Origin of the sequence: Virgibacillus sp. MSJ-26 (genome assembly GCF_018918075.1) — a bacterium.
In the GTDB taxonomy this organism is placed as follows: Bacteria; Bacillota; Bacilli; order Bacillales; family Amphibacillaceae; genus MSJ-26.
In genome coordinates, this window is sequence record NZ_JAHLPW010000030.1 from 1 (window position 1) to 21,049 (window position 21,049).

17 protein-coding genes, 14 tRNA genes and 2 rRNA genes are annotated in these 21,049 nt (G+C 36.7%); 7 read left to right on the plus strand and 26 right to left on the minus strand.

Translation table 11 applies throughout. The features are described 5' to 3' along the window. Positions 1-319 precede the first annotated feature (319 nt). From KQI49_RS17730 to menC, 3 genes are all read left to right on the plus strand, one after another. Positions 320-526 carry a helix-turn-helix transcriptional regulator gene (locus KQI49_RS17730; RefSeq protein ID WP_216490920.1) on the plus strand — a complete coding sequence of 69 codons (207 nt, stop codon included), beginning with the start codon at positions 320-322 and terminating at the stop codon, positions 524-526. A 25-nt stretch (positions 527-551) separates the two neighbouring features. Then, positions 552-935, plus strand: coding sequence for a hypothetical protein (locus KQI49_RS17735; protein ID WP_216490921.1), 384 nt, complete (start codon positions 552-554; stop codon positions 933-935). Between the two features lie 683 nt (positions 936-1,618). Continuing rightward, positions 1,619-2,728, plus strand: a complete 1,110-nt coding sequence (gene menC, locus KQI49_RS17740) for an o-succinylbenzoate synthase (protein ID WP_371817603.1) — start codon at positions 1,619-1,621, stop codon at positions 2,726-2,728. Positions 2,729-3,196: 468 nt separating this feature from the next. Here menC and KQI49_RS17745 read toward each other — a convergent pair whose 3' ends face one another. The 5 genes from KQI49_RS17745 to KQI49_RS17765 form a co-directional block, all read right to left on the minus strand. Continuing rightward, positions 3,197-3,640, minus strand: a complete 444-nt coding sequence (locus tag KQI49_RS17745; RefSeq protein ID WP_216490922.1) for a hypothetical protein — start codon at positions 3,638-3,640, stop codon at positions 3,197-3,199. Between the two features lie 256 nt (positions 3,641-3,896). After that, positions 3,897-4,454 (minus strand): HD domain-containing protein, encoded by a 558-nt coding sequence (locus tag KQI49_RS17750; protein WP_216490923.1) that lies wholly within the window; start codon positions 4,452-4,454, stop codon positions 3,897-3,899. 206 nt (positions 4,455-4,660) lie between these two features. Further along, positions 4,661-5,938, minus strand: coding sequence for an acyl-CoA thioesterase/bile acid-CoA:amino acid N-acyltransferase family protein (locus KQI49_RS17755; protein ID WP_216490924.1), 1,278 nt, complete (start codon positions 5,936-5,938; stop codon positions 4,661-4,663). Between the two features lie 267 nt (positions 5,939-6,205). After that, complete coding sequence (locus KQI49_RS17760) at positions 6,206-7,132, minus strand: manganese-dependent inorganic pyrophosphatase (protein WP_216490925.1); 927 nt, start codon at positions 7,130-7,132, stop codon at positions 6,206-6,208. Between the two features lie 80 nt (positions 7,133-7,212). Further along, positions 7,213-7,767 (minus strand): hypothetical protein, encoded by a 555-nt coding sequence (locus KQI49_RS17765; protein ID WP_216490926.1) that lies wholly within the window; start codon positions 7,765-7,767, stop codon positions 7,213-7,215. A 183-nt stretch (positions 7,768-7,950) separates the two neighbouring features. Between KQI49_RS17765 and KQI49_RS17770 the strand changes: the two genes are divergently transcribed. Continuing rightward, a complete protein-coding gene (locus KQI49_RS17770; RefSeq protein ID WP_216490927.1) occupies positions 7,951-9,063 on the plus strand; it encodes an NAD(P)/FAD-dependent oxidoreductase in 1,113 nt (370 codons plus the stop codon). Positions 9,064-9,125: 62 nt separating this feature from the next. Continuing rightward, on the plus strand, positions 9,126-9,296 hold the full coding sequence (locus KQI49_RS17775; protein WP_216490928.1) for a hypothetical protein: 171 nt from the start codon (positions 9,126-9,128) through the stop codon (positions 9,294-9,296). 328 nt (positions 9,297-9,624) lie between these two features. Here KQI49_RS17775 and KQI49_RS17780 read toward each other — a convergent pair whose 3' ends face one another. Further along, positions 9,625-11,355, minus strand: a complete 1,731-nt coding sequence (locus KQI49_RS17780; RefSeq protein ID WP_216490929.1) for a sensor histidine kinase — start codon at positions 11,353-11,355, stop codon at positions 9,625-9,627. Next, the gene (locus tag KQI49_RS17785) at positions 11,352-12,065 is read right to left on the minus strand and encodes a response regulator transcription factor (RefSeq protein WP_216490930.1); all 714 of its coding nucleotides are present in this window, start codon (positions 12,063-12,065) and stop codon (positions 11,352-11,354) included. The genes KQI49_RS17780 and KQI49_RS17785 overlap by 4 nt, the downstream gene beginning before the upstream one ends. 153 nt (positions 12,066-12,218) lie before the next feature. Between KQI49_RS17785 and KQI49_RS17790 the strand changes: the two genes are divergently transcribed. Then, positions 12,219-13,424 (plus strand): DUF418 domain-containing protein, encoded by a 1,206-nt coding sequence (locus KQI49_RS17790; RefSeq protein WP_216490931.1) that lies wholly within the window; start codon positions 12,219-12,221, stop codon positions 13,422-13,424. Between the two features lie 55 nt (positions 13,425-13,479). Beyond that, the gene (locus tag KQI49_RS17795) at positions 13,480-13,638 is read left to right on the plus strand and encodes a hypothetical protein (protein WP_216490932.1); all 159 of its coding nucleotides are present in this window, start codon (positions 13,480-13,482) and stop codon (positions 13,636-13,638) included. A gap of 66 nt (positions 13,639-13,704) precedes the next feature. Here KQI49_RS17795 and KQI49_RS17800 read toward each other — a convergent pair whose 3' ends face one another. From KQI49_RS17800 to KQI49_RS17890, 19 genes are all read right to left on the minus strand, one after another. Then, positions 13,705-15,039, minus strand: coding sequence for a D-serine ammonia-lyase (locus KQI49_RS17800; protein WP_216490933.1), 1,335 nt, complete (start codon positions 15,037-15,039; stop codon positions 13,705-13,707). Positions 15,040-15,214: 175 nt separating this feature from the next. Then, on the minus strand, positions 15,215-15,544 hold the full coding sequence (locus KQI49_RS17805; RefSeq protein WP_216490934.1) for an HTH domain-containing protein: 330 nt from the start codon (positions 15,542-15,544) through the stop codon (positions 15,215-15,217). Between the two features lie 180 nt (positions 15,545-15,724). Further along, a complete protein-coding gene (gene adhE / locus KQI49_RS17810; RefSeq protein ID WP_216490935.1) occupies positions 15,725-18,331 on the minus strand; it encodes a bifunctional acetaldehyde-CoA/alcohol dehydrogenase in 2,607 nt (868 codons plus the stop codon). Between the two features lie 697 nt (positions 18,332-19,028). Further along, positions 19,029-19,112 (minus strand) — tRNA-Leu (locus tag KQI49_RS17815). 15 nt (positions 19,113-19,127) lie between these two features. Continuing rightward, positions 19,128-19,201: transfer RNA gene (locus tag KQI49_RS17820), tRNA-Cys, on the minus strand. An 18-nt stretch (positions 19,202-19,219) separates the two neighbouring features. Further along, positions 19,220-19,294: transfer RNA gene (locus tag KQI49_RS17825), tRNA-Gly, on the minus strand. Between the two features lie 3 nt (positions 19,295-19,297). Further along, a tRNA-Gln gene (locus KQI49_RS17830) sits at positions 19,298-19,373 on the minus strand. A 15-nt stretch (positions 19,374-19,388) separates the two neighbouring features. Beyond that, positions 19,389-19,461, minus strand: a tRNA-His gene (locus KQI49_RS17835). Positions 19,462-19,468: 7 nt separating this feature from the next. Further along, positions 19,469-19,539, minus strand: a tRNA-Trp gene (locus tag KQI49_RS17840). A gap of 12 nt (positions 19,540-19,551) precedes the next feature. After that, positions 19,552-19,633: transfer RNA gene (locus tag KQI49_RS17845), tRNA-Tyr, on the minus strand. 7 nt (positions 19,634-19,640) lie between these two features. Continuing rightward, a tRNA-Phe gene (locus KQI49_RS17850) sits at positions 19,641-19,716 on the minus strand. Positions 19,717-19,769: 53 nt separating this feature from the next. Next, a tRNA-Asp gene (locus tag KQI49_RS17855) sits at positions 19,770-19,846 on the minus strand. 119 nt (positions 19,847-19,965) lie between these two features. Further along, positions 19,966-20,042 (minus strand) — tRNA-Met (locus KQI49_RS17860). Positions 20,043-20,239: 197 nt separating this feature from the next. Further along, a tRNA-Val gene (locus KQI49_RS17865) sits at positions 20,240-20,315 on the minus strand. Positions 20,316-20,317: 2 nt separating this feature from the next. Further along, positions 20,318-20,392 (minus strand) — tRNA-Glu (locus KQI49_RS17870). A 33-nt stretch (positions 20,393-20,425) separates the two neighbouring features. Then, positions 20,426-20,518, minus strand: a tRNA-Ser gene (locus KQI49_RS17875). Position 20,519: 1 nt separating this feature from the next. After that, a tRNA-Asn gene (locus tag KQI49_RS17880) sits at positions 20,520-20,594 on the minus strand. 74 nt (positions 20,595-20,668) lie between these two features. Beyond that, positions 20,669-20,784, minus strand: a 5S ribosomal RNA gene (gene rrf / locus KQI49_RS17885). Between the two features lie 151 nt (positions 20,785-20,935). Then, positions 20,936-21,049, minus strand: a 23S ribosomal RNA gene (locus KQI49_RS17890); the annotation flags it as partial.

Sequence of the window (21,049 nt, forward strand, 5' to 3'; positions counted from 1 at the left end):
AAGGCAAAATCACTTGATTCATGGTATAATGTTTAAACATAAGAGCACCTCCGGTGAGTAATGGTTTGGTCACTTTTATCTTACCAGAAGGTGCTCTTTTTGTTTACTAATTATTAGCAGAATAATCAATTATTTTAAATCTAAAGCGAAAAAGGAATCCAGTATACTGAATTCCTTTTTCGCTATTTAGCTGAGTTTTGTCCCAGCCTCTTTTTTGTTTGAAAAGGATTTTTACAATTTTTATGCAATTATTGTAAAGGGGACTTGACGTAAAGTTCCCTTTACAATATACTTGATATGAACAGAGGTGGTGATGACTTTGAAAAACAAGTTAAGTGAACATAGAAAAGAAATTGGTTTTTCTCAAGATAAATTAGCGGAAAAGTTAGGTGTTTCCAGGCAAACCGTTATTTCTATCGAAAAGGGCAGGTATAATCCATCTCTTCCCCTTGCGATGATAATGGCAGAACTGTTTGAAACAAAAGTGGAAAGTATCTTCTTTTTGGAAGAAAAAGATTATAAGTAAGTTATTCATATTAGGAGGTTGAATTATGAGCAGAAAAGCAGGGCAAATTCAATTTATTGTTTTTGGATTTCTCTTTTTAGCATTTAGTGTAATAACAAGTATTGCTGCTATTTCAGGTGGTTTATTTCCAATAGGTCACGATATAGTTTTGTTTGGAGTTAGCGTGATGGCATTTTGTAATGCTTATCTTTATCCCCATTTTAAAGAAAATGACGAGCGCTCGAAACGGATCAAAGAAAAAGGGATGTTTGTCAGTTATTTCTTTATCCTGGGGTATATGATTGTTTTAATGGGGTTATTCCAGTTTAATGTGGTAGCATTAAGTGGTTATCAGACTGTAAGTGTCTTAGCTGCTTTAACAATGATGACAGTTTTCATCTCTTTTGTAGTGTTTTCTAAACGGTCCTGAGAAGTTATATAGACTTTTTCATTATCGGGCGCGATTCATAAATAAAAAGCACTCATACTAGGTAAAAATATTTCTTGTATTAACATTAAAATAATTTTTAAACGTGTACAAACATTGACTTCGTGGTATAATCTCATAGAAACACGATAAATGCATACAATAATAAAGACCGTTCCATGCTATAACACGGAACGGTCGCAATAGACTGAACCCCAACAAGAGGGGTAGGTAGCGAAGAGAAATAATCCCTCACAAACCAGCTAAAGTGCATGAGGGATTATTTTTTTCGGGTTTTATCAGAAACAATGAACACCACTAACATCTAAGGAAGATATCATCAGCGTTAATGCACTAACAATGTCCATTGGCATCACCTTCCTTCTTGAAAACTTTTAAAAATGTTTCCAAAAAGATCTACAGTGTTACCTAACCCCTCATGCGAAGCCAGTCTATTATATGTTATTGTATCATAGTCTGGTAATATAAAGTTATCTACTTAAAATATGGTAGAGAAATTTATCCAAAGTAACAACTGACTTCACTATAAAGTTCCCTTAGAGGTGTCTAATGTTATAGATTTCTAGAAACCAGGAAAAGCAGGATTTTCTTACCACACAAATCCTGTTTTTTATCTTTAAATTAGTTTCATGGTAAACTAGCAACTAAGGAGGGACTGCACTTTGATTCCGATTAAGAAAATTAACTTACATAAATTATCAATGAAATTAAAGAATCCTTTTTCAACTAGTTTTGGGACACTACAAAACAAAGATTTTTTCATTATAGAAGCCATTGATGTAAATAACAACCACGGATATGGTGAATCTGTAGCATTCCTGTCTCCGTGGTATACAGAAGAAACCGTCCAAACCAATGAACATATCATCACAGACTTTTTAATCGATATTATACGAGAAAATAACATAAGTCATCCAGATGATGTCAACAAACTATTTTCTTCGATACGAGGTAATCGCATGGCAAAAGCTGCTGTGGAAGGAGCCATTTGGGACCTTTATGCCAAGCAAAAGGGAATCACGCTTGCTGAAGCGTTGGGTGGAATAAAGACTGAGATTGACGTAGGTATCAGTATCGGCATTCAACCGACAATTGAAGATTTGCTGAACACAATCCATTATCAGCTAAAACAAGGCTATAAACGGGTAAAATTAAAGATAAAACCCGGGGTTGATATTGAGCTTCTTCATGAGGTTCGTAAGGCTTTTCCTGATACGCCGATCATGGCAGACGCCAACTCTGCTTACACCCTAAACAACGTGGAGTTACTCAAACAATTAGATGACTTTGACCTCATGATGATTGAACAACCGCTTGCCCATGATGATATTATTAATCATGCCAAACTACAGAAAGAAATCAATACGCCTATTTGTTTAGATGAAAGTATTCATTCTTATGAAGATGCACGAAAAGCGATTGAGCTGGGGAGTTGCAAGATAATCAATATTAAAATCGGTCGAGTCGGTGGGTTAACAGAAGCAAAAAGAATCCATGATCTTTGTAGAGAAAATGACGTGGCTGTTTGGTGTGGTGGTATGTTAGAAGCAGGAGTTGGTCGTGCACATAATATTGCATTAACAACACTCCCTCAATTTAATTTACCTGGTGACACAGCAGGGTCTGTTCATTACTGGGAACAAGACATCATCACACCCGAAGTAACGGCCAACGATGGCCTCATTCATGTCCCCGACAAACCCGGCATCGGCTACGACATCGACTGGAAAGCTATGAAGCACTATACCATCAACAAAATAACTTTCGATTTTTAGGGACAGTGGGGACAGGCACACTGTCCCATTCCTGGCCATATGCAAGTAATCTAGCATATTGATTTTCTTTTATACTGTTTATTTAAAATCCACTTACTTAAGCGAGAGGGACTCTATTCATGAAAAACTCCCAATTGTTTAACTGGCTTGAATTACGCTTCACTTTTCTTCCACATACGATAATTATAAATGAACTGGACTGTAATAATTATAAGTAATGCCATTCCAAATAACACATTTACTAACCTACCTCAATCTGCATAAAGGTAAATCACTATAAGTGCCAAAATTGCTATAGGTAAGGTTGTTAAGGTTCTAATCATTTTTCGTCTATACGATAACCTAAAATAATTGAGCTTAAATCCTTTATCCACTTTTGTTGTATCTTTGTGCGTAATGGATAGAACAACATTAAAAACTAGAACAATTAATAAAGGTATTATAAAAGTGGTAAGATCCGGCACATTATTAACTCCTTTGTTTCCTTCTTTCCAAAATTTGATAGTCTTTTGTTTTAGACATACTTATACCCTGGTTCTCTGCAAATTCAATTAAATGATTATACGCATCTTGAGGTTCAAGGACAGATAATCTAATATTTAAGCCTTTTTTCATCTTTATAATTGCAGCTTTTTTAGCCCAACCGACACGTATGAATTTCAGTTCGTTGACTTGGTCAGGATAAATTTCCTTTTTGAAGATGGATTTATTAAATAGTAATATTTGATACACTAAATGTTCCGTATAGACGGTGAATTTAAACCGAAATGAAGCTAACCCTATTCCTATTAATAAAACGATTAAGAAAAGCCATATAGAGCGTCCGTAATTACTTGCTAACTCAATCCACAATATGGTAATAAAGACAAGAGTAAATGTTGATAGCCTTTGCGGGTTTATGTCATACTCCATCGGAAGCACCTCCTTAAGAAAGAATCTATCGTCTCTGTTTTAGTAAAAAGCAATGGTCATAGCGGCAATCACATTATTAAGTTACAACACTCCATCAGTAATAACCTATAATGACTTTTCCATTTTTATATTTGTTTCAACATATCCGAGTTGTTCATATACATCTCTTTAAGACAAGCACCCAATTGTAGATGAGCGCTTCACGTATAGACCTGCGTTATCAATACCTTTTAGCTTTATATGAAATGAGAATTCTTTATTTGTTTAGTTTGTTTTTTGTTTCTCTATCCAATTCCGCTCTTAAACCTTTTAAAAAAGCTCCTTCTTCAAAATATTTCAGACCGTATGTGAGATTAAATTCATAGTTAAAGTCAGAGGGATTTTGACCTTGATTATGCTGAATGATGGTTTCAGCCTTATCAAGTGCTTTCACAAAAACCGCTTCTTTAGTTACACCCTCCTCATATTCCTTCCAAACATCAATTATTTGCTGACCTGCTTCCGACGGCAAAAAACGTGCTAACTTTTCAATTGCTGCCTTTTCTACTCTTGTTTTTTCTTGTTTATCTGGCAATAATACTGCTGATTGGTCTCCACTGTAACGTTCACCGAGATCATGAATTAAACTCATAAACAAGACTTTTTCGTAATCTAATTCTGGAAATTGCTTAGCAGTGATGGATACAAAAAGTGCTAATCTCCATGAATGTTCAGCTGTACTTTCTTGACGACCCGATTGCATCCAAGAAGTCCTTGTCACAGATTTCAATCCTTCAACTTCTTTAATAAAATTAAGGTATTTTCTAATTTCCATCATTACTTTTCCCCTGTCTAAATATAGTAAAATGAATTGTCATCTCGAGCCATTATACTCTTAAAGAAGGTTTCACTACTACATTAAATGGCCTCATTGTTAATGTTAGCAAACTCACTATCTTTTAACATTTATCAGCAATTGTTTTTACGTCAAGGTGCAAAAAAAATCTCTTTTATGACATCTGTTTGTTTAAATATAATAAATCAATTTGGGCTATTATTTAAGTATTTATTAAAGAAAGCTTTCACGCTTTGCCACGCACTGTATTGAGCCTGCGAGTTGTCTTGTGGATTTCCCCCAAGTAACAATTTCATATTTTTACCAAAGGGGGATACTACAGATTGTGTAGTAGGTAAGCCAGGCATTACGAATGAATGTCCTGCTTTCGGAAAATTAATGTGCTCGTAATCATAAGGATGGTCATATTCTCTCAATCGTGTTATTACTTTTTCAGATAATAAATCAGCAGGCCATAGCTGGTCATCGCCTCCTGAAATCAATAGAACAGGACCTTGTATAGCTTCGACTGCAATTTCAGCTTGTTCCCCGGCTTCAGCCCACGATTGGTAGGTCTTACGCCAAGATATCGGTTCTCCTTTATGACTTGCCTGTTTAATTTTCTTAGTAACTTCTTCTGGTACTTCCCCATAAGCAAATGGTAGTGACACTCCTTTAAATTGCCATGAAGATACCCCAAGTGCTGATTGACCCAGGCCTGGATAAACAACTCCACTAGGTACATAACCTACAACAGCTCTAATTTCAGGAAACATTGACGCGCTTAATAGTGCTAGTTCACCGCCTTTAGAAGTGCCGAATATACCAAGTTTTTTAAAATCTACATTTGGATTATCTTTTAACCAATCTATTGCTACTTCGATATAATCCAAGGGAATATTTACTAGCTCTTTTGGCAAATTTTCAATACCAAAATACGCCAAAGCTAGTGTATTAAATCCATATGAAGCCAATAACGCTGCATTACTCTCTTGAAGTCCACCTTCCGAGCCACCTAATATAATGATAGTAGGCAATGGTTCGCTCTTTGAATGGCAAAAGAATGTTCCAACCAATCCTTGTTCACGTACAGGAAACCTATCCACTTTAGGCGAAATTACATTACGAATGATTGAAGTGACTGCTAAAACTTCTCGTTCCCTCATTAAAATCAGATTTGTTTCCAGCGGTTTAAGGGGCGTCCTCTTCTTGTGTTTATCATTTACTTGAGGAACCATTGACCAAAACAAGCCTGTGACATCAGCGGTGCTATAAGTTCCCGATATAGGTTTTGCGGTTGCTAAATTAATTTCTCCCTTGCTGTCAACCTTAAATGTCGCACTCGATTTCCAATTAGTGCCAAAATTATCGCGCATTTCGGCTCTTAGCGTAACAATATCAAATGGTGGAAGATTGGTGATATGTATGTCCAATGATGTATCTATCAAATAACTATTCTGTCTAATATGGAATAATGGCTTCACGAATTCCCCTCCCATGACATGTTAAAATAAATGACGCATAACGATGTCAATATATTTAAAATTATAAATTAATTACAATTATAAGTGTGTGGACAATACAATTGCAAATTAAATTTTATACAAATGTATGGATGACACTCCTACCCCGCTTAATACTTCTCAAATGAAAAAAGGGATGCAAATCGATTCATGATTTGCATCCCTTTTTATTTACTACCTGCTACTTGGCCCACAGGAATGGGACAGCGTGCCTGTCCCCACGTCCCTCTATTTAAACTCGTCTGTTAGGGCGGTGACAATTTGTTTTTTGCGTGAGACGACGCCTTTTAGCAATGCTCGGTTGTTATCTAAGTTGATGTTAAATGCTTTTTCTACTTTGCTTTTGTCGTCACCAAGTGCGAGTACTTCTGAGTCATTATTAATAATGTCTGTGACGACAAGTAAGAATAATGATAGATCTTTTGTTTTAATGAGATTGTTAATTTCTTCTTCTAATTCATCTTGGCTTTCATAAACCTTTTTAATGTCAACAGCGTTTACTTGAGCAATTTCAACGTTGCGGCCTCCCATCGTAAATGATTTAGCATCCATTGAAAGCAGTTCGCTCGTTGTTTTATCACTTAAGTCTGCGCCAGCTTGCAACATGTCAAAACCATATTTTTCTAAATCTACTCCAGCAAGTTTTTCAAGCTCTCTAGCCACTTTCACATCTTCTTCTGTACAAGTTGGTGATTTTAGTAGCAATGAATCCGAAATGATTGCAGATAGCAATAAACCTGCCACATCTTTAGTTACGCCAATATCATTCTCTTTATACATTTTATAAAGAATTGTAGCGGTACACCCTACTGGCTCAACTCGGAAATAAAGTGGATCTTTCGTTTCAAAATTGGCAACCCTATGGTGGTCAATCACTTCAATAATATGTACGTCACGAATATTGTCCACACTTTGTTGGAATTCGTTATGATCAACCAGGATCACATTGTCAACGTCTTCCGCTACTTTTTCAATTAACTGTGGTGCATCATAATTAAAATAATCAAGAGCGTATTGTGTTTCCTTGTTAACTGCTCCTAATCTTGCTGCTTCTGCAGTCATCCCAAGTTTTTGCTTTAAATCTGCATAGGCAAGTGCGGAACAGATTGTATCTGTGTCAGGATTTTTATGTCCAAAAATTAATGTTTTTCCCATCGTTATTCTCCTTTATCGTGAATATATATGAGCTCATCTCTTAATAAGATTATCAAAAATCACATTATTTTAATAGCATTTCAATTTGCTTTATCGCCTGGTTGCTTCAATGTTTCCGTCACATTCCAAATTTTATCATAACCTGAGTAATCGTTCAACGCGATATCTAAGTCGTGAACGAGTCTATGAATATGTATAACCGTTTCTTTCTCTTCCTCGTTTAAAATTTGTTCTGCCAGATTCTTTAATTTCTGTATGTCTGTTAATAAAGCTTCATCGTTAATCTTGGTGATTTCCTCATTCAGCTGGTTAATCAGTAGGGCTGCTTCTTCTCTTTGTTCGTCCCAGTCCAGTGATTTTATTGCCCCGTATCCCGTTGTGTTGTTATAAAATTTATGAGCCGCTGCTATCAATTTACCAATCTCTTGGTGCTCTTTTCCAACAGTATTTTGCACTTTCTTCACCTGTTGCTTTGTTCCTTCAGACATCTCGTCACTCGATTCAGAATCGTTTGACCCTACATTCGATCCTTTAATTAAATTAGTCACATTTGAGTATGATAATACAATAAGAATTAACACAATAACGAGGGCACTTATTAAACTAATCCATCCTACTTTACGTCTCTTGTTCATTTAGACTAAGGCCTCCACAATTTAAAGTTATACTAATTATCATATTTACCTATTATGACTGATCTTAAGCATGTTTTAAAAGATTGTTTCCACACTTAGACTTTAAAATTTACAATTATATTTTTTAACGATAACATTAATTAATAGATATACCAACAATTAAACAAAAAAGGATTTTTAAATATGACGCATTGTATTATTATCGGATCTGGCATTTTAGGATCAATGACAGCTTATCGACTTGCTAAAAATGGCGTAAACGTTACGCTTGTAGATAAACATGTAAAAGGTAAAGCGACCTCTGCCGCTGCAGGAATTATTTGCCCATGGCTGAGTAAACGAAGAAATAAAGCGTGGTATCACTTAGCAAAAGAAGGAGCTAGGCTTTACCCTAAGCTCGTTGAAGAATTAAACAATGACGGCGAAATGGAGACGGGTTACGCTCGTGTTGGTGCTCTAAAACTGCATGACGATCGTAATAAATTACAAGAAACCTATAATCGCGGCATAAAACAAATTGACGATATTCCTGAAATGGGAAGTTTAAGCATGTTGAATAATAACGAAACAAGACATATTGTACCGCTAATCGGTGAAGGATATGAAGCTATTCATGTTTCAGGAGCTGCACGAGTGGACGGACAATTAATGAATGAGGCTTTAATTAATGGGGCAATAAAAAACGGTGCCAAATTAATATATGGTAAAGCGACTCTTTTACATACGAATGAAAAAGTTACCGGCATTACGGTCAATGGTGAAACCATCACTGCAGATACGATCGTTTGTACAACAGGAGCTTGGATGAAAGAAACCTTAAAGCCCCTTGGCATCACTTTTAAATCCCGACCACAACGCGGACAAATTTTACATTTCACTCCACCTACATCAGGATTAGAAAAGTGGCCAGTGATTATGCCTTTGACTAACTTATCAATCGTCCCCTTTGCTGACCATCTCGTCATCGGGGCCACACACGAAAATAACGTTGGTTTTAATACTCATATTACAGCCGGTGGTGTGCACGAAATAATCAGTAAAGCGTTAGATGTTATTCCTGATTTGGCTAATTGGGCAATATCAGATACTAGAGTGGGTTTTCGTCCAATGACACCTGACTCCATACCTGTTATTGGTACCCTCCCTGGTAATGAAAATTTGTTCATCGGTAACGGACTGGGCGCGTCTGGTTTAACAACCGGCCCCTACGTAGGAGAACAATTAGCCAAACTTGTACTCGGAGAAGAGCTTGATATTGACTTAGCTAACTACGACGTTAATAACGTCATTGACTAGTAATACACTTGCGAGAATGAAAATATATATTATCTATTCCATATAAAGGGAGGCATTTTTTAATGGAAGGTAAATGGGTTATTTTAATCGTATTAATTGTCACGATTATCGGTATTGCTTTAGCATACTTTTTCTTACAAGCTATACCTAACAAGTTAGAAGAACAATCACTATCCATCCAAACAATTTTCCCAGCAAGCGAGTGGTTGAAAACGACGTGGCATATTAAATAGGTGGCTGCTACATAAGTAAGGAGGGAAAATAGAACCCGGACAATGGGATAAAAATAAAAACCATTGTCCGGGTTGTTTTATTAATTCCTTAATATCGGTTTGAATTACAGCGGAGGAAATACACGGAAACTCTAGCAGGAGAGATAGCCTAAATGAGACACCGCAGAGCGTAGCTCGAGAAGGCTCAGCCGCAAAGAAGAATGAACTTCAATTCTTCTCCCCCTGCGGAAAACGTAGTGTATTTCCGTAGCAGCAATGTAAGACGGCATATTTTCGTATTTCGAATCCAAGAATTTATATTTTACCAATTTTCTACCATCCCCGTAAATCAAGTAGTCCCTAATAATATTGTTACAGTCGTACCAACGCCCTTTTTGGATTGTACGCTAATCTCACCTTCATGTAATTCGATAACGGCTTTTGCAATACTCATACCAAGCCCTTCTCCCTCTGAACGCTCCTGAGTACTTGTTCCTCTATAATAGCGATCAAATAAGTTGTTTAAAAACTCATCATCCATACCAATCCCGTCATCGAGAATGTCAATTCTCAAATTTTCGCGTTCTTGTTTAAGTCTTATTGTGACCGTTGTTTTGATTGGATTATGTTTTACAGCATTATAGATCAAATTATCAAGCACACGAACAAACCACTTAGGATCAATCGCAGCGTTATACGATACATCACCAGGTTCAAAATGAAACGTATAATCTTTCAACGTTAAATCATTTTGAAATTTCGCTAGAACTTTTTTAATAAATCGATTCATATCAACGACCGTTTTATCGATTGCTATCGAACTATTTTTCAATTTAAAAACAAGCGAAAAGTCCTCCACTAAACCTACCATATAATCAGATTTCTCTCGAATGACTTTCCCAATCCCCTGCAATTCATTTTGAGAAAAATTATATTTATTACTTTCCAACATATGCCCATACCCTTGAATGCTCGAGATCGGAGTGCGCAAATCATGGGAAATACCGGACATCCACTCTTCTCGAGTTTTTTCTAATTGTTCCCTATCCCTTTCAGCTGCAGCTAGTTGTTGAGCCATTTTAGAGAATGATTCAATGACTTCTTTATATAGTCGATAGCCAAGTTTGATTTTACCACTTTTTCTATATATCCTCTTTTGTTCTTTTTTCGATAAAATATCGTCGTATTGTTTATTTTTAATAACATCTAACCAATTGATAAAAAGCAATAATGGCTTTCCATACCGGTAGCCATTCCAGATTGAAAATGCAATGGCAATCCCCAAGCTGATGGCAAGGCTGAGAAAAATAACTTGTAGCTCTTTGGATAGAAAAAATCCCTTCCCACCATGACTTTTTTCTTTATTTGGCGCATAGAATACCCAGTCAATATCTGTTTGCTTATCATGATAAATAGATGTTTCTGTTTTTTGTTTACCCGGAGCGTGAATTTGAGCCATAATATCTAACTTTTTAGTATGACCTTCAACAGGTTGTCCCGCTTGTTGGATAACTTTTCCGTCTTCAAAAATTTCTACTTTACCGTCATGTTTTTCCAATTCTTGTTCTAATTCTGGTAAAAGAGATTCATTAATCATTCCTTTGTCGCTGTATTTGTCATGCCACTGATTAATCAACTCTTCGCCTTCATTGATATAACCGAACAAAAAATAATAAGGTTTTGGTTCCCATGTTTCAAAATGAGTATCCACCGTATATTGATCATACTTACCTGTTTCTTCAATCTTCAAAAGATCATTAATCGAATAAGCGTCTTGTAATGAATCAGGCGTGTTCGATGCATGAATGACCTCTCCATCTTGATTGATGATTTGTAACCACGTATTATTATCTGTTAAAACATCCACCCATTTTTTGCTTAATTCAACTTGATCATCAGAAATGATGGTGCTGATTGGCAAATTTTCTACTATAGCCTTATGCGGATTGATGGCCAGCTCTTCATCCGCCATCACATTGACCAGTAGAACGAGCAATCCGATAATAATTAAAAAAGTTGTTACAAACAGAACAATAAACTGAATTAAAAAATGAAATGAAATCCGACCTCTTAATTTCATGATTTTCTCCTTACCAATTTATATCCTAGGCCTCGAACAGTTAATAAATAGATAGGGTCACTTGGATTTGGTTCGATTCGTTCTCTAATTCTCCTAACGTGAACCATTACCGTATTATCATCAGCCATATGATCATACCCCCACACCGACGCGAAAAGCTGTTCCTTAGATAGAACTTGATTAATATGTTTACAAAAATAAATAAGTAATAAAAAGACCTGAGCAGGAACTGAGACGGGTTCACCTTCTACAATCAGTTCTCCAGCCTCTTCATCAACCGTAAAATGATCAAAGACATGAATCTTTTTATTATGACTTCTTTGTATTGAAATCTTATTATTGTCCATCCGTTTTAAGTGTGCTTTCATTCGAGCGATAATTTCCAGTGGATTAAAAGGCTTTGTCACATAATCATCGCCACCACTTTCAAATCCAGTTAACACATCAAAATCAGTTACTTTTGCTGTTAAAAATAAAATATGGACATCGGTGTATTCACGTATTTTTTTACACAAATCAAAACCGTTGGTATCTGGAAGCATCACGTCTAAAACGATGTAATCTAGGGGTGTTGCTTTCACAATTTGCAACGCCTCATGCCCTGTTGTTGCTTTATGTATATTTTGAAATCCCTCTTTTAGCATGACCATCTCAACCATTTGTAAAATGGACTGTTCGTCATCAACTAATAAAATATGTGCTTGTTTCATTTCCATCACCCATTTTAATTTTATCACATGTAGTTTAATAGAAGCTGAAGAGATTTACGCAAAAATTAAGGTAGAATTAAGCTGATTAGTTATAAGTGAGAAAACTGCTCTCCTTACAATAAAAATAGAACATAAAAAAGGAGAGACAGCATAATGAATCAAAATAAAAGAATTCATGCCATTGATGGTATACGCGGGTTTAGCTTACTAGGAATTCTTCTAGCAAATTTACTTATTTTCCAATACGGAATATGGGGAAAAGACGAGATAGATTTTTATAATATTTCTGGAATTGATAAATGGAGTTATGCTTTCACTAAAATTGCTATTGAAGGAAGCTTTTTGCCTATTTTTACGTTTTTATTTGGCTATTCACTCATTAAAATGAGAGATAGTCTAGAAAGAAAACAATTGCGTATAAAATCTCATCTTTTTCGTAGATCACTTATTTTAATCGTCTTCGGATATATCCACGCGACCTATTTATGGGAAGGTGATATTTTAACCCTGTATGGTGTGATGGGCATTTTGCTTCTTATCTTTGTGAATCGAAAAGCAAAAACGATGCTTATTTGGTCTATCATTTTGTTTTCATTCTTGGGGTTAAGTAGTCTATTCAGTTTTTCAGAAGAAGAAAATGATCCTTTTACAATAATTGATTTTGAGCCTTACCTTGAAGAGACAACAGAAATATATAGCCATGGAGATTACGCTGAGATTAAGGAACACCGTAATAACGGGGACGACCCTATGTTTGATAAATTAGAGGATGAAAAGTTAGGCATTATTCTACTTCTCCTCCCTTTCACCATTGCTCCCATGTTTTTACTCGGTATGTATGCAGGCAAAATGGAATGGTTTTCACGTCCGAGAAAAGAAAAACGAATGTACTTGCGAGGGGCAATCATTTGCTTACTCTTAGGATTTATTTTAAAAAGTTATAGTTATTTCCAAAACAGTGACGGTGCTATCATTATCGGAGAAATACTACTCGCCCTAGGATACATATTTCTATTCGGTATTTTTTACAGCAAAATAAAAACCGGAAAGCTTTTAAGACCGCTTGAGAACGTCGGTAAATTATCATTAACAAATTATATAATGCAAACGGTTATATGTACAACTATATTTTACGGATATGGGATTGGTTTATTTGCCCAACTCGGTGTCACATGGGGACTGCTCCTCGGTATCGCCATCTTCGGAGCCCAAGTAATCTTTAGCACCTTATATTTAAAAAGATTTCGCTACGGCCCACTTGAAAAAATCTTGAGGATCGGAACATACCTATCCTTTTCAAGTAAAAACAAAAAACGCTTACGCAAAAAGGAAAGGCTTACTGAAGAGCGTGTTGGTTAGTATTTAGCGGGTACACTACCTGGAATATCGCGCGAGAGAATTTCCAGGGAGGCTAATGTTAGCACGCTACCTGGAAGATCGTGCGAGAGCGTTTCCGGGGAGGCTAATGTCAGCACGCTACCTGGAATATAGTGCGAGTGCATTTCCGGGGAGGCTAATGTCAGCACGCTACCTGGAATATAGTGCGAGTACATTTCCGGGGAGGCTAATCTAGGCATTCATTCATATTTAAAAAACCCAAATCCCAAAAATAATCTGAGCCTTTTGAATTTATTTCTAATTACCCATCAAGCAATGCTTTCCCTTTTTCATAAAAGTGCTTTCGATCCCTTTCCGGTACAAGCGCACCACCTGTTGCCCACGCGAGATGCGTCACATTTTCCGGGTTGATTTGATGTTGCTTCATATAATTAGATTGAGCAACTTGCCAAGGCCCTTTGAGGCTCGACGCTGCAGATGGCTCGATAAAGATGTCAGTTTCCTCAAACAATACCGTTAACAGTTTAAATAATTCATCATCTTGTAAAGTGTAAACTCCGCTAATTAAATAGTCACTAATAGACGTCGCAAATTTTGAAGGCCGGCCTACCGCCAAGCCATCAGCTTCAGTGTGATTATCAAGGCCAAAATCTTGCACGCTAACTTTTTCATTTAAGCCTGTCAGTAAACCAATTAACACAGATGGTGAATGGGTCGGTTCAACAAAAAAGCAGTGAACATGATCACCAAATACCTGTTTTAATCCATAAGTAATCCCACCTGGAGAACCTCCTACCCCACATGGTAAATAGACAAATAATGGATGATCTTTATCAATGACGATATCCTTTTCCTTTAATTGATTTTCAAGTCTTAATGCAGCAACACTATAGCCTAGAAATAGATGCATTGAGTCTTCATCATCTACAAAATAACCATCCGGATGATTTAATGTCTCCTGCCTACCACTCTTAATTGCGACACTAAAGTCACCAGCAAACTCCTTAACAAGAACCCCTTTTTTGCGGAGTAAATCCTTTTTCCATTGCTTCGCGTCTGAAGACATATAAACCGTAACGTGAAATCCAAGCTTGGCACTTATGATGCCGATGCTCAAACCTAAATTGCCTGTAGAGCCGACACCAATGGAATATTGACTGAAAAACTTACGGAATTTTTCACTGTAAAATGCCTCATAATTATCATCTTTATTAATCATCTGAGCATTGATTGCTAGTTCCTCAGCGTAATAAAGTACTTCATATACGCCACCACGCGCTTTTATCGACCCTGCGATGGGCAATTCGTTATCACATTTCAAGTAGTAATTACCCTCGACCGTTTTAGAGTACATATCATTTAACTTACCATTTATACTATTTATCTCTCTAATAGGCGATTCAATAATCCCATCTGTTTCTTTCGTTTCTGGAAAAGCTTTTTCAAAGAACGGCGCAAAACGATGCCATAATGCTTCTGCTTCTTTCATGTCTTCTACTGAAATAGGTAATTCAGGAACATCGTTCATTTGTTCTAAATGAGGATTTTGCCAAAAGACTGACTCTCGTTCCGTTATTTTATTGAGCAAAGGATATTTTGATTTAAAGTACGATACGTCAATTTGATTATTTTCCATAAACACCTCTACCTTTCTAAAATTTAGTATGTACAAAGCTATATGAGGTTATGAAAGGATATTTTATTACAATTACTTAACTTTTAATTGCAAATCGCTACTGTTCCATCGATTAACTAAGCTTTTGAAAAACAAATATGATACCTGATTTCATTAGTCAACTCTATTCACCTAATTAATAATCGGATAACCCGTCTAAAAACTCTTTTGATTCCTCCGCTATTTGTTTATACTTAATATTATGAATATAATGAGCGGCATCTACTTTTATGAGCTTACCATTTTTAACTTTATTTATATAATCATTCTGGATATTCATCCATGTTTCTTCATCAAAGCCTGCCTCTTGGAAAATTTGGGTAGGAAGTTTGCCAGAAGCATATTCCATCATGAAATGCACCTTGAAATCCTCTGAGTAAGTGATTGCTTTATAAGAAACTTTATCCACGTATGGATGACATTGTAACTCATGAACTTGTTCATCTGAAAAATAATTGACACCCATCATTCACACCTCATCATTTTATTTTATTGTACGATAAAAAAACCCTAGATAATAGAGGGCGACTGACTGTTTTTTATCAGTGTCTATTATCTAGGATCCAGTTTATATTGTCCACTGCTGTTTTTTCCATATCATTATAAAAGTACAAAATGAACAATCTACAATAATTATAAAACGATTCTACTTAACACCTTTATACGCTTTACGATAAATCTCAGCCAGCTCAGTAACAAGAGGTAATTTTGGATTTGATGTCGTACATTGGTCACTAAAGGCTAGTTCCGCTAGTGCATCGACTTTTTGTTCAAACGCTTGTCTTGTAACTCCTTCCTTCTCAATACTCATAGGAATATTAAGTTCTTTTGCTAATTTAATAATAGCTTTAATTAGACTATCTACCCCTTCTTCAACCGTACTTGCAGGTAACCTCAAGTTATGTGCAATTTCAGCATATCGTTGATCGGCAATAAAATGCTCATATTTAGGAAATGTCGCAAATTTTTCTGGTTTTGTTGCATTATATTTAATAACGTGTGGTAATAGAATAGCATTTGCGCGTCCATGTGCAATACCGAATTCTGCTCCTAGTTTATGAGCTAAACTATGGTTAATTCCAAGAAAAGCATTTGAGAATGCCATGCCTGCTATAGTTGATGCATTGTGCATTTTTTCTCTAGCTAATTCATCATGTTCGTTATGATAGGATTTTGGTAAATACTCGAAAACCATCTGAATGGCTTTGATAGCAAGTCCATCTGTATAATCATTTGCCATACACGACACATAGGCCTCAATCGCATGTGTTAGCACGTCCATCCCTGTATCTGCTGTAACAACTTTAGGCACTGACATAACAAACTGAGGATCAATTATCGCAACATCCGGTGTTAATTCATAATCTGCTAATGGATATTTCGTATTTGTTTCTTTGTCGGTAATAACTGTGAATGAAGTAACTTCAGATCCTGTACCAGAGGTTGTTGGGATGGCAACAAATTGTACTTCATTTCCTAACTTCGGATACTTAACAATTCGTTTACGAATATCAAGGAATTTTTGTTTTAAATTATTAAAGTCTTCTTCAGGATGCTCATAAAATAACCACATTGCTTTTGCCGCATCCATTGGTGAACCTCCACCAAGTGCAATAATCACATCTGGTTTAAATTGTTGCATTCGTTCTGTACCTTTTCTAATGGTTTCAATGGAAGGATCTGGCTCCACATCTGAGAAAATTTCACAGTGTACATAATCGGTTCGTTTACGTAAATAATACAATGCTTTATCAACATAACCAAGATCTACCATTAATGAATCTGTAACAATAAATGCTTTACTAATATTAGGCATTTTTTCCAAGTATTGAATTGAATTCTCCTCAAAATATACTTTTGGTGGAACTTTAAACCATTGCATGTTGTTTGTTCTCCTAGCCATTTTTTTGATATTCATTAAATGCACGGTTCCTACGTTAGAAGAGACTGAGTTCCCCCCAAACGTTCCACAACCTAATGTTAATGAAGGCATATGTGCATTATATATATCCCCAATAGCACCTTGGGAGGAAGGTGAATTCACAATAATTCTTCCTGTTTTTAATCGAAGTGAGTAAGCATCGATCACTTCCTGATTTCTAGAATGGATGACCGAAGAATGTCCTAGACCACCGAATTCCGTCATTTCTTCTGCACGTTTTATTCCTTCTTCCGTACTCCTTACTTTGTAACAAGCTAAAACTGGACTTAACTTTTCCCTTGATAAGGGGAATTCTGGGCCAACACCCTCAATTTCGCCTAATAATATTTTCGTATTTCTATTAACTTCAACACCAGCTAGCTTAGCTATTTCGTAGGCAGGCTTTCCAACAATATCTGAATTCACAGAACCAGTATTCTCATTAATTACCGTTTTTTCAACTTTTTTTCTTTCCGATTCACTTAGGAAATAACAATTATTCTCAATTAGTTCACTTTTAACAGATTCATAAATCTTATGATCTATGATGACGGCTTGTTCTGATGCGCAAATCATTCCATTATCAAATGTTTTGGATAAAATCAGATCATTTACAGCACGTTTAATATCGGCTGTTTGTTCAATATAACAAGGAACATTACCAGGGCCAACACCAAGAGCTGGTTTTCCCGAACTATAAGCTGATTTCACCATGCCTGATCCTCCAGTAGCCAAAATTAATGAAATCCCATCATGATTCATAAGTTTCTGTGTTGCTTCTACAGATGGAGTTTCAATCCATTGAATACAGTCAACTGGAGCACCAGCTTTTCGTGCAGCATCATATAACACTTTTGCAGCTTGAGAGCTAGACTTTTGTGCAGAAGGATGAAAAGCAAAAATGATAGGATTACGTGTTTTTATAGATATAAGTGCTTTAAACATTGTTGTTGATGTTGGATTAGTAACAGGTGTAATTCCACATATAACACCAACAGGTTCTGCGATATCAACCATACCCTCCTGCTTGCTTTCACTTATAACGCCAACGGTTTTATTGTACTTAATATTATGGTAAATATATTCTGTGGCAAACATGTTTTTGATTATCTTATCTTCATACACACCACGTCCTGTTTCCTCTATTGCTAATTTCGCTAAAGGCATATGTTGGTCCAATCCTGCTAGAGCCATTTCTTTCACAATACGGTCAATCTCTTCCTGATCAAGTAATCTCAATTTCGCTAATGAATGATTCGCGCGCTCCACCAACTTATCAATCATCATTGTTACCTGTTCATTCTTACTTACATTTTTCTCTACAACCGTCATTGTAAGCCCTCCTCTTTTTGTGAAATATTGAGCATATTATTGTGTCATTCATCCTTCAATCCCCATTATATTATGTATTATTGTTAATATCCACTCATTTTATTGTGATTTTTTCACATATTTGCTTTTCGTATTATTTTATAATAACTAAAGCGATTTCATTTGTTGTTAATATAGTAATGTATCTAATTTATGACATTTCTTAATTTAAAAAATAGAATACTAGTTTTAGTGAATGTAATGTATTTATAAAAGCGAGATATAACAATGACATCTGGAACAGAAAATTAGCAATACAGTCGGTAGCAAATAATATATTAACACTTTATTTTACCTTACTTAGGATGATATAAATACCAGTTATTAGTGAATTGCGGAATTTTTATTGGAAACAGAGTTGGATTGGGTCAATTGCATTAACTAGTATGAAAATCACTGGGATTGTATTTTCAACCATAATTTTACTCGCTTTACTTATTGAACTGGAAGAAAACACGCTTTATTCTATAGACATATAGGGAAATAATTATACGAAAACATGACAAATTTTACACTGGCGATCGGGATATTTCTTATTATCTTCATTAACTTTTTTGATTTAGAAAGCAATTTAAAACACAAAAGTAAAAAACCCATAATCCTTTTATTTCTATAAAGGTTTATGAGTTAAATGTTTTAATATAAATTTTATCGTCGATACCAGTGGCCGGGATCGAACCGGCACTCCCGTGAAGGAACGGGATTTTGAGTCCCGCGCGTCTGCCAATTCCGCCACACTGGCATGTAATATAGATTTTGGAGGCGGCAACCGGATTTGAACCGGTGGTAGAGGATTTGCAGTCCTCGGCCTTACCACTTGGCTATGCCGCCATGTAATTAATGAATTAATGGAGCGGAAGACGGGATTCGAACCCGCGACCCCCACCTTGGCAAGGTGGTGTTCTACCACTGAACTACTTCCGCAAGTGGCTGGGCTACTAGGATTCGAACCTAGGGAATGACGGGACCAAAACCCGTTGCCTTACCGCTTGGCTATAGCCCAATATTTAATAAAAAGGGCGACCGGTGGGGATCGAACCCACGGGTGCCGGAGCCACAATCCGGTGCGTTAACCGCTTCGCCACGATCGCCATAAAACAGGGGTAGCAGGATTCGAACCCGCAGCGACGGTTTTGGAGACCGTAGTTTTGCCCTTAAACTATACCCCTATTGAATATTAATGGAGGGGGAGAGATTCGAACTCCCGAACCCTGAGGGAGCGGATTTACAGTCCGCCGCGTTTAGCCACTTCGCTACCCCTCCATGAAAATGGTGGCTCGGGACGGAATCGAACCGCCGACACAAGGATTTTCAGTCCTTTGCTCTACCGACTGAGCTACCGAGCCTTTACTAATAAGTACGTTAAAATATAGTGCATTTATCTACTTAAGTAGATAAATGGCGGTCTGGACGGGACTCGAACCCGCGACCTCCTGCGTGACAGGCAGGCATTCTAACCAACTGAACTACCAGACCATAGTATTAGTATCAAGTTTAATATATTCATAGCATATGTATGATTTAACTTGGTTGTACAGTAATACTGATATTCATATTAACTAAAAGTAAATTCGACATAGTCAATTGAATAAATTTGGTTGCGGGGGCAGGATTTGAACCTACGACCTCCGGGTTATGAGCCCGACGAGCTGCCAGACTGCTCCACCCCGCGATATATTAACAAATATTAAATTGATAATGCATGTTTTGATTAAACTAACCTTTAATTTCCCCTGTATCTTATAGCTTATTCAAAGATATTTTGTGCTTTGGGGTTACTCGCAGATTATTCGGTGGAAGTAATACTCGTTGCTCCCCCCCGCGATATGATTAAAAATTAAAAGTTGCATGCTTATAATCAATGTTGAATGGTGGAGGATGCAGGGCTCGAACCTGCGACCCCTTGCTTGTAAGGCAAGTGCTCTCCCAGCTGAGCTAATCCTCCGTTGGTGACCCGTACGGGATTCGAACCCGTGATACCGCCGTGAAAGGGCGATGTCTTAACCACTTGACCAACGGGCCAATAATTATAATTTAATGTTACTAAGTATAGAATGGCGGAGAGCGAGGGATTTGAACCCTCGAGACCACTTTCGTAGCCTACACGATTTCCAATCGTGCTCCTTCGGCCAGCTCGGACAGCTCTCCATGGCTCCACAGGTAGGGTTCGAACCTACGACCGATCGGTTAACAGCCGATTGCTCTACCACTGAGCTACTGTGGAATATGGTAACTAATGTCTTTTTTTACTTAATAGAGCTATTTCTGGCAGAGCTTTAAAAGTGATACTTTTAATGGGCCTGGCGGCGTCCTACTCTTGCGGAGACAAAGTCTCAACTACCATCAGCGCTGAAGAGCTTAACTTCTGTGTTCGGTATGGAAACAGGTGTGACCTCTTCGCTATTGCTACCAGACCTATTAATTTTATCTATAATGTTTATTAACGGAAATAGTCACAATAAACATTATATATGTTATTCCCAAAAAAGCAAGTATTATATTATATTTTTTTATACCTTGAAAACTAGATAAGAGTAGAGGTCAATGACATCACATAGATAAAAGTTAGTTAAGTCCTCGATCAATTAGTATCCGTCAGCTTCACGTGTCACCACGCTTCTACCTCGGACCTATCAACCTCATCGTCTCTGAGGGATCTTACTCATTTAAAATGATGGG

Coding starts and splice junctions, on each gene's coding strand:
- KQI49_RS17780 (WP_216490929.1), bottom strand. CDS start 11,355: ATGAAATTAAGAGGTCGGATTTCATTTCATTTTTTAATTCAGTTTATT.
- KQI49_RS17805 (WP_216490934.1), bottom strand. CDS start 15,544: ATGGGTGTCAATTATTTTTCAGATGAACAAGTTCATGAGTTACAATGT.
- KQI49_RS17795 (WP_216490932.1), top strand. CDS start 13,480: ATGTTAGCACGCTACCTGGAAGATCGTGCGAGAGCGTTTCCGGGGAGG.
- KQI49_RS17745 (WP_216490922.1), bottom strand. CDS start 3,640: ATGGAGTATGACATAAACCCGCAAAGGCTATCAACATTTACTCTTGTC.
- adhE (WP_216490935.1), bottom strand. CDS start 18,331: ATGACGGTTGTAGAGAAAAATGTAAGTAAGAATGAACAGGTAACAATG.
- KQI49_RS17750 (WP_216490923.1), bottom strand. CDS start 4,454: ATGGAAATTAGAAAATACCTTAATTTTATTAAAGAAGTTGAAGGATTG.
- KQI49_RS17760 (WP_216490925.1), bottom strand. CDS start 7,132: ATGGGAAAAACATTAATTTTTGGACATAAAAATCCTGACACAGATACA.
- KQI49_RS17765 (WP_216490926.1), bottom strand. CDS start 7,767: ATGAACAAGAGACGTAAAGTAGGATGGATTAGTTTAATAAGTGCCCTC.
- KQI49_RS17775 (WP_216490928.1), top strand. CDS start 9,126: ATGGAAGGTAAATGGGTTATTTTAATCGTATTAATTGTCACGATTATC.
- KQI49_RS17770 (WP_216490927.1), top strand. CDS start 7,951: ATGACGCATTGTATTATTATCGGATCTGGCATTTTAGGATCAATGACA.
- KQI49_RS17785 (WP_216490930.1), bottom strand. CDS start 12,065: ATGAAACAAGCACATATTTTATTAGTTGATGACGAACAGTCCATTTTA.
- KQI49_RS17790 (WP_216490931.1), top strand. CDS start 12,219: ATGAATCAAAATAAAAGAATTCATGCCATTGATGGTATACGCGGGTTT.
- KQI49_RS17800 (WP_216490933.1), bottom strand. CDS start 15,039: ATGGAAAATAATCAAATTGACGTATCGTACTTTAAATCAAAATATCCT.
- KQI49_RS17735 (WP_216490921.1), top strand. CDS start 552: ATGAGCAGAAAAGCAGGGCAAATTCAATTTATTGTTTTTGGATTTCTC.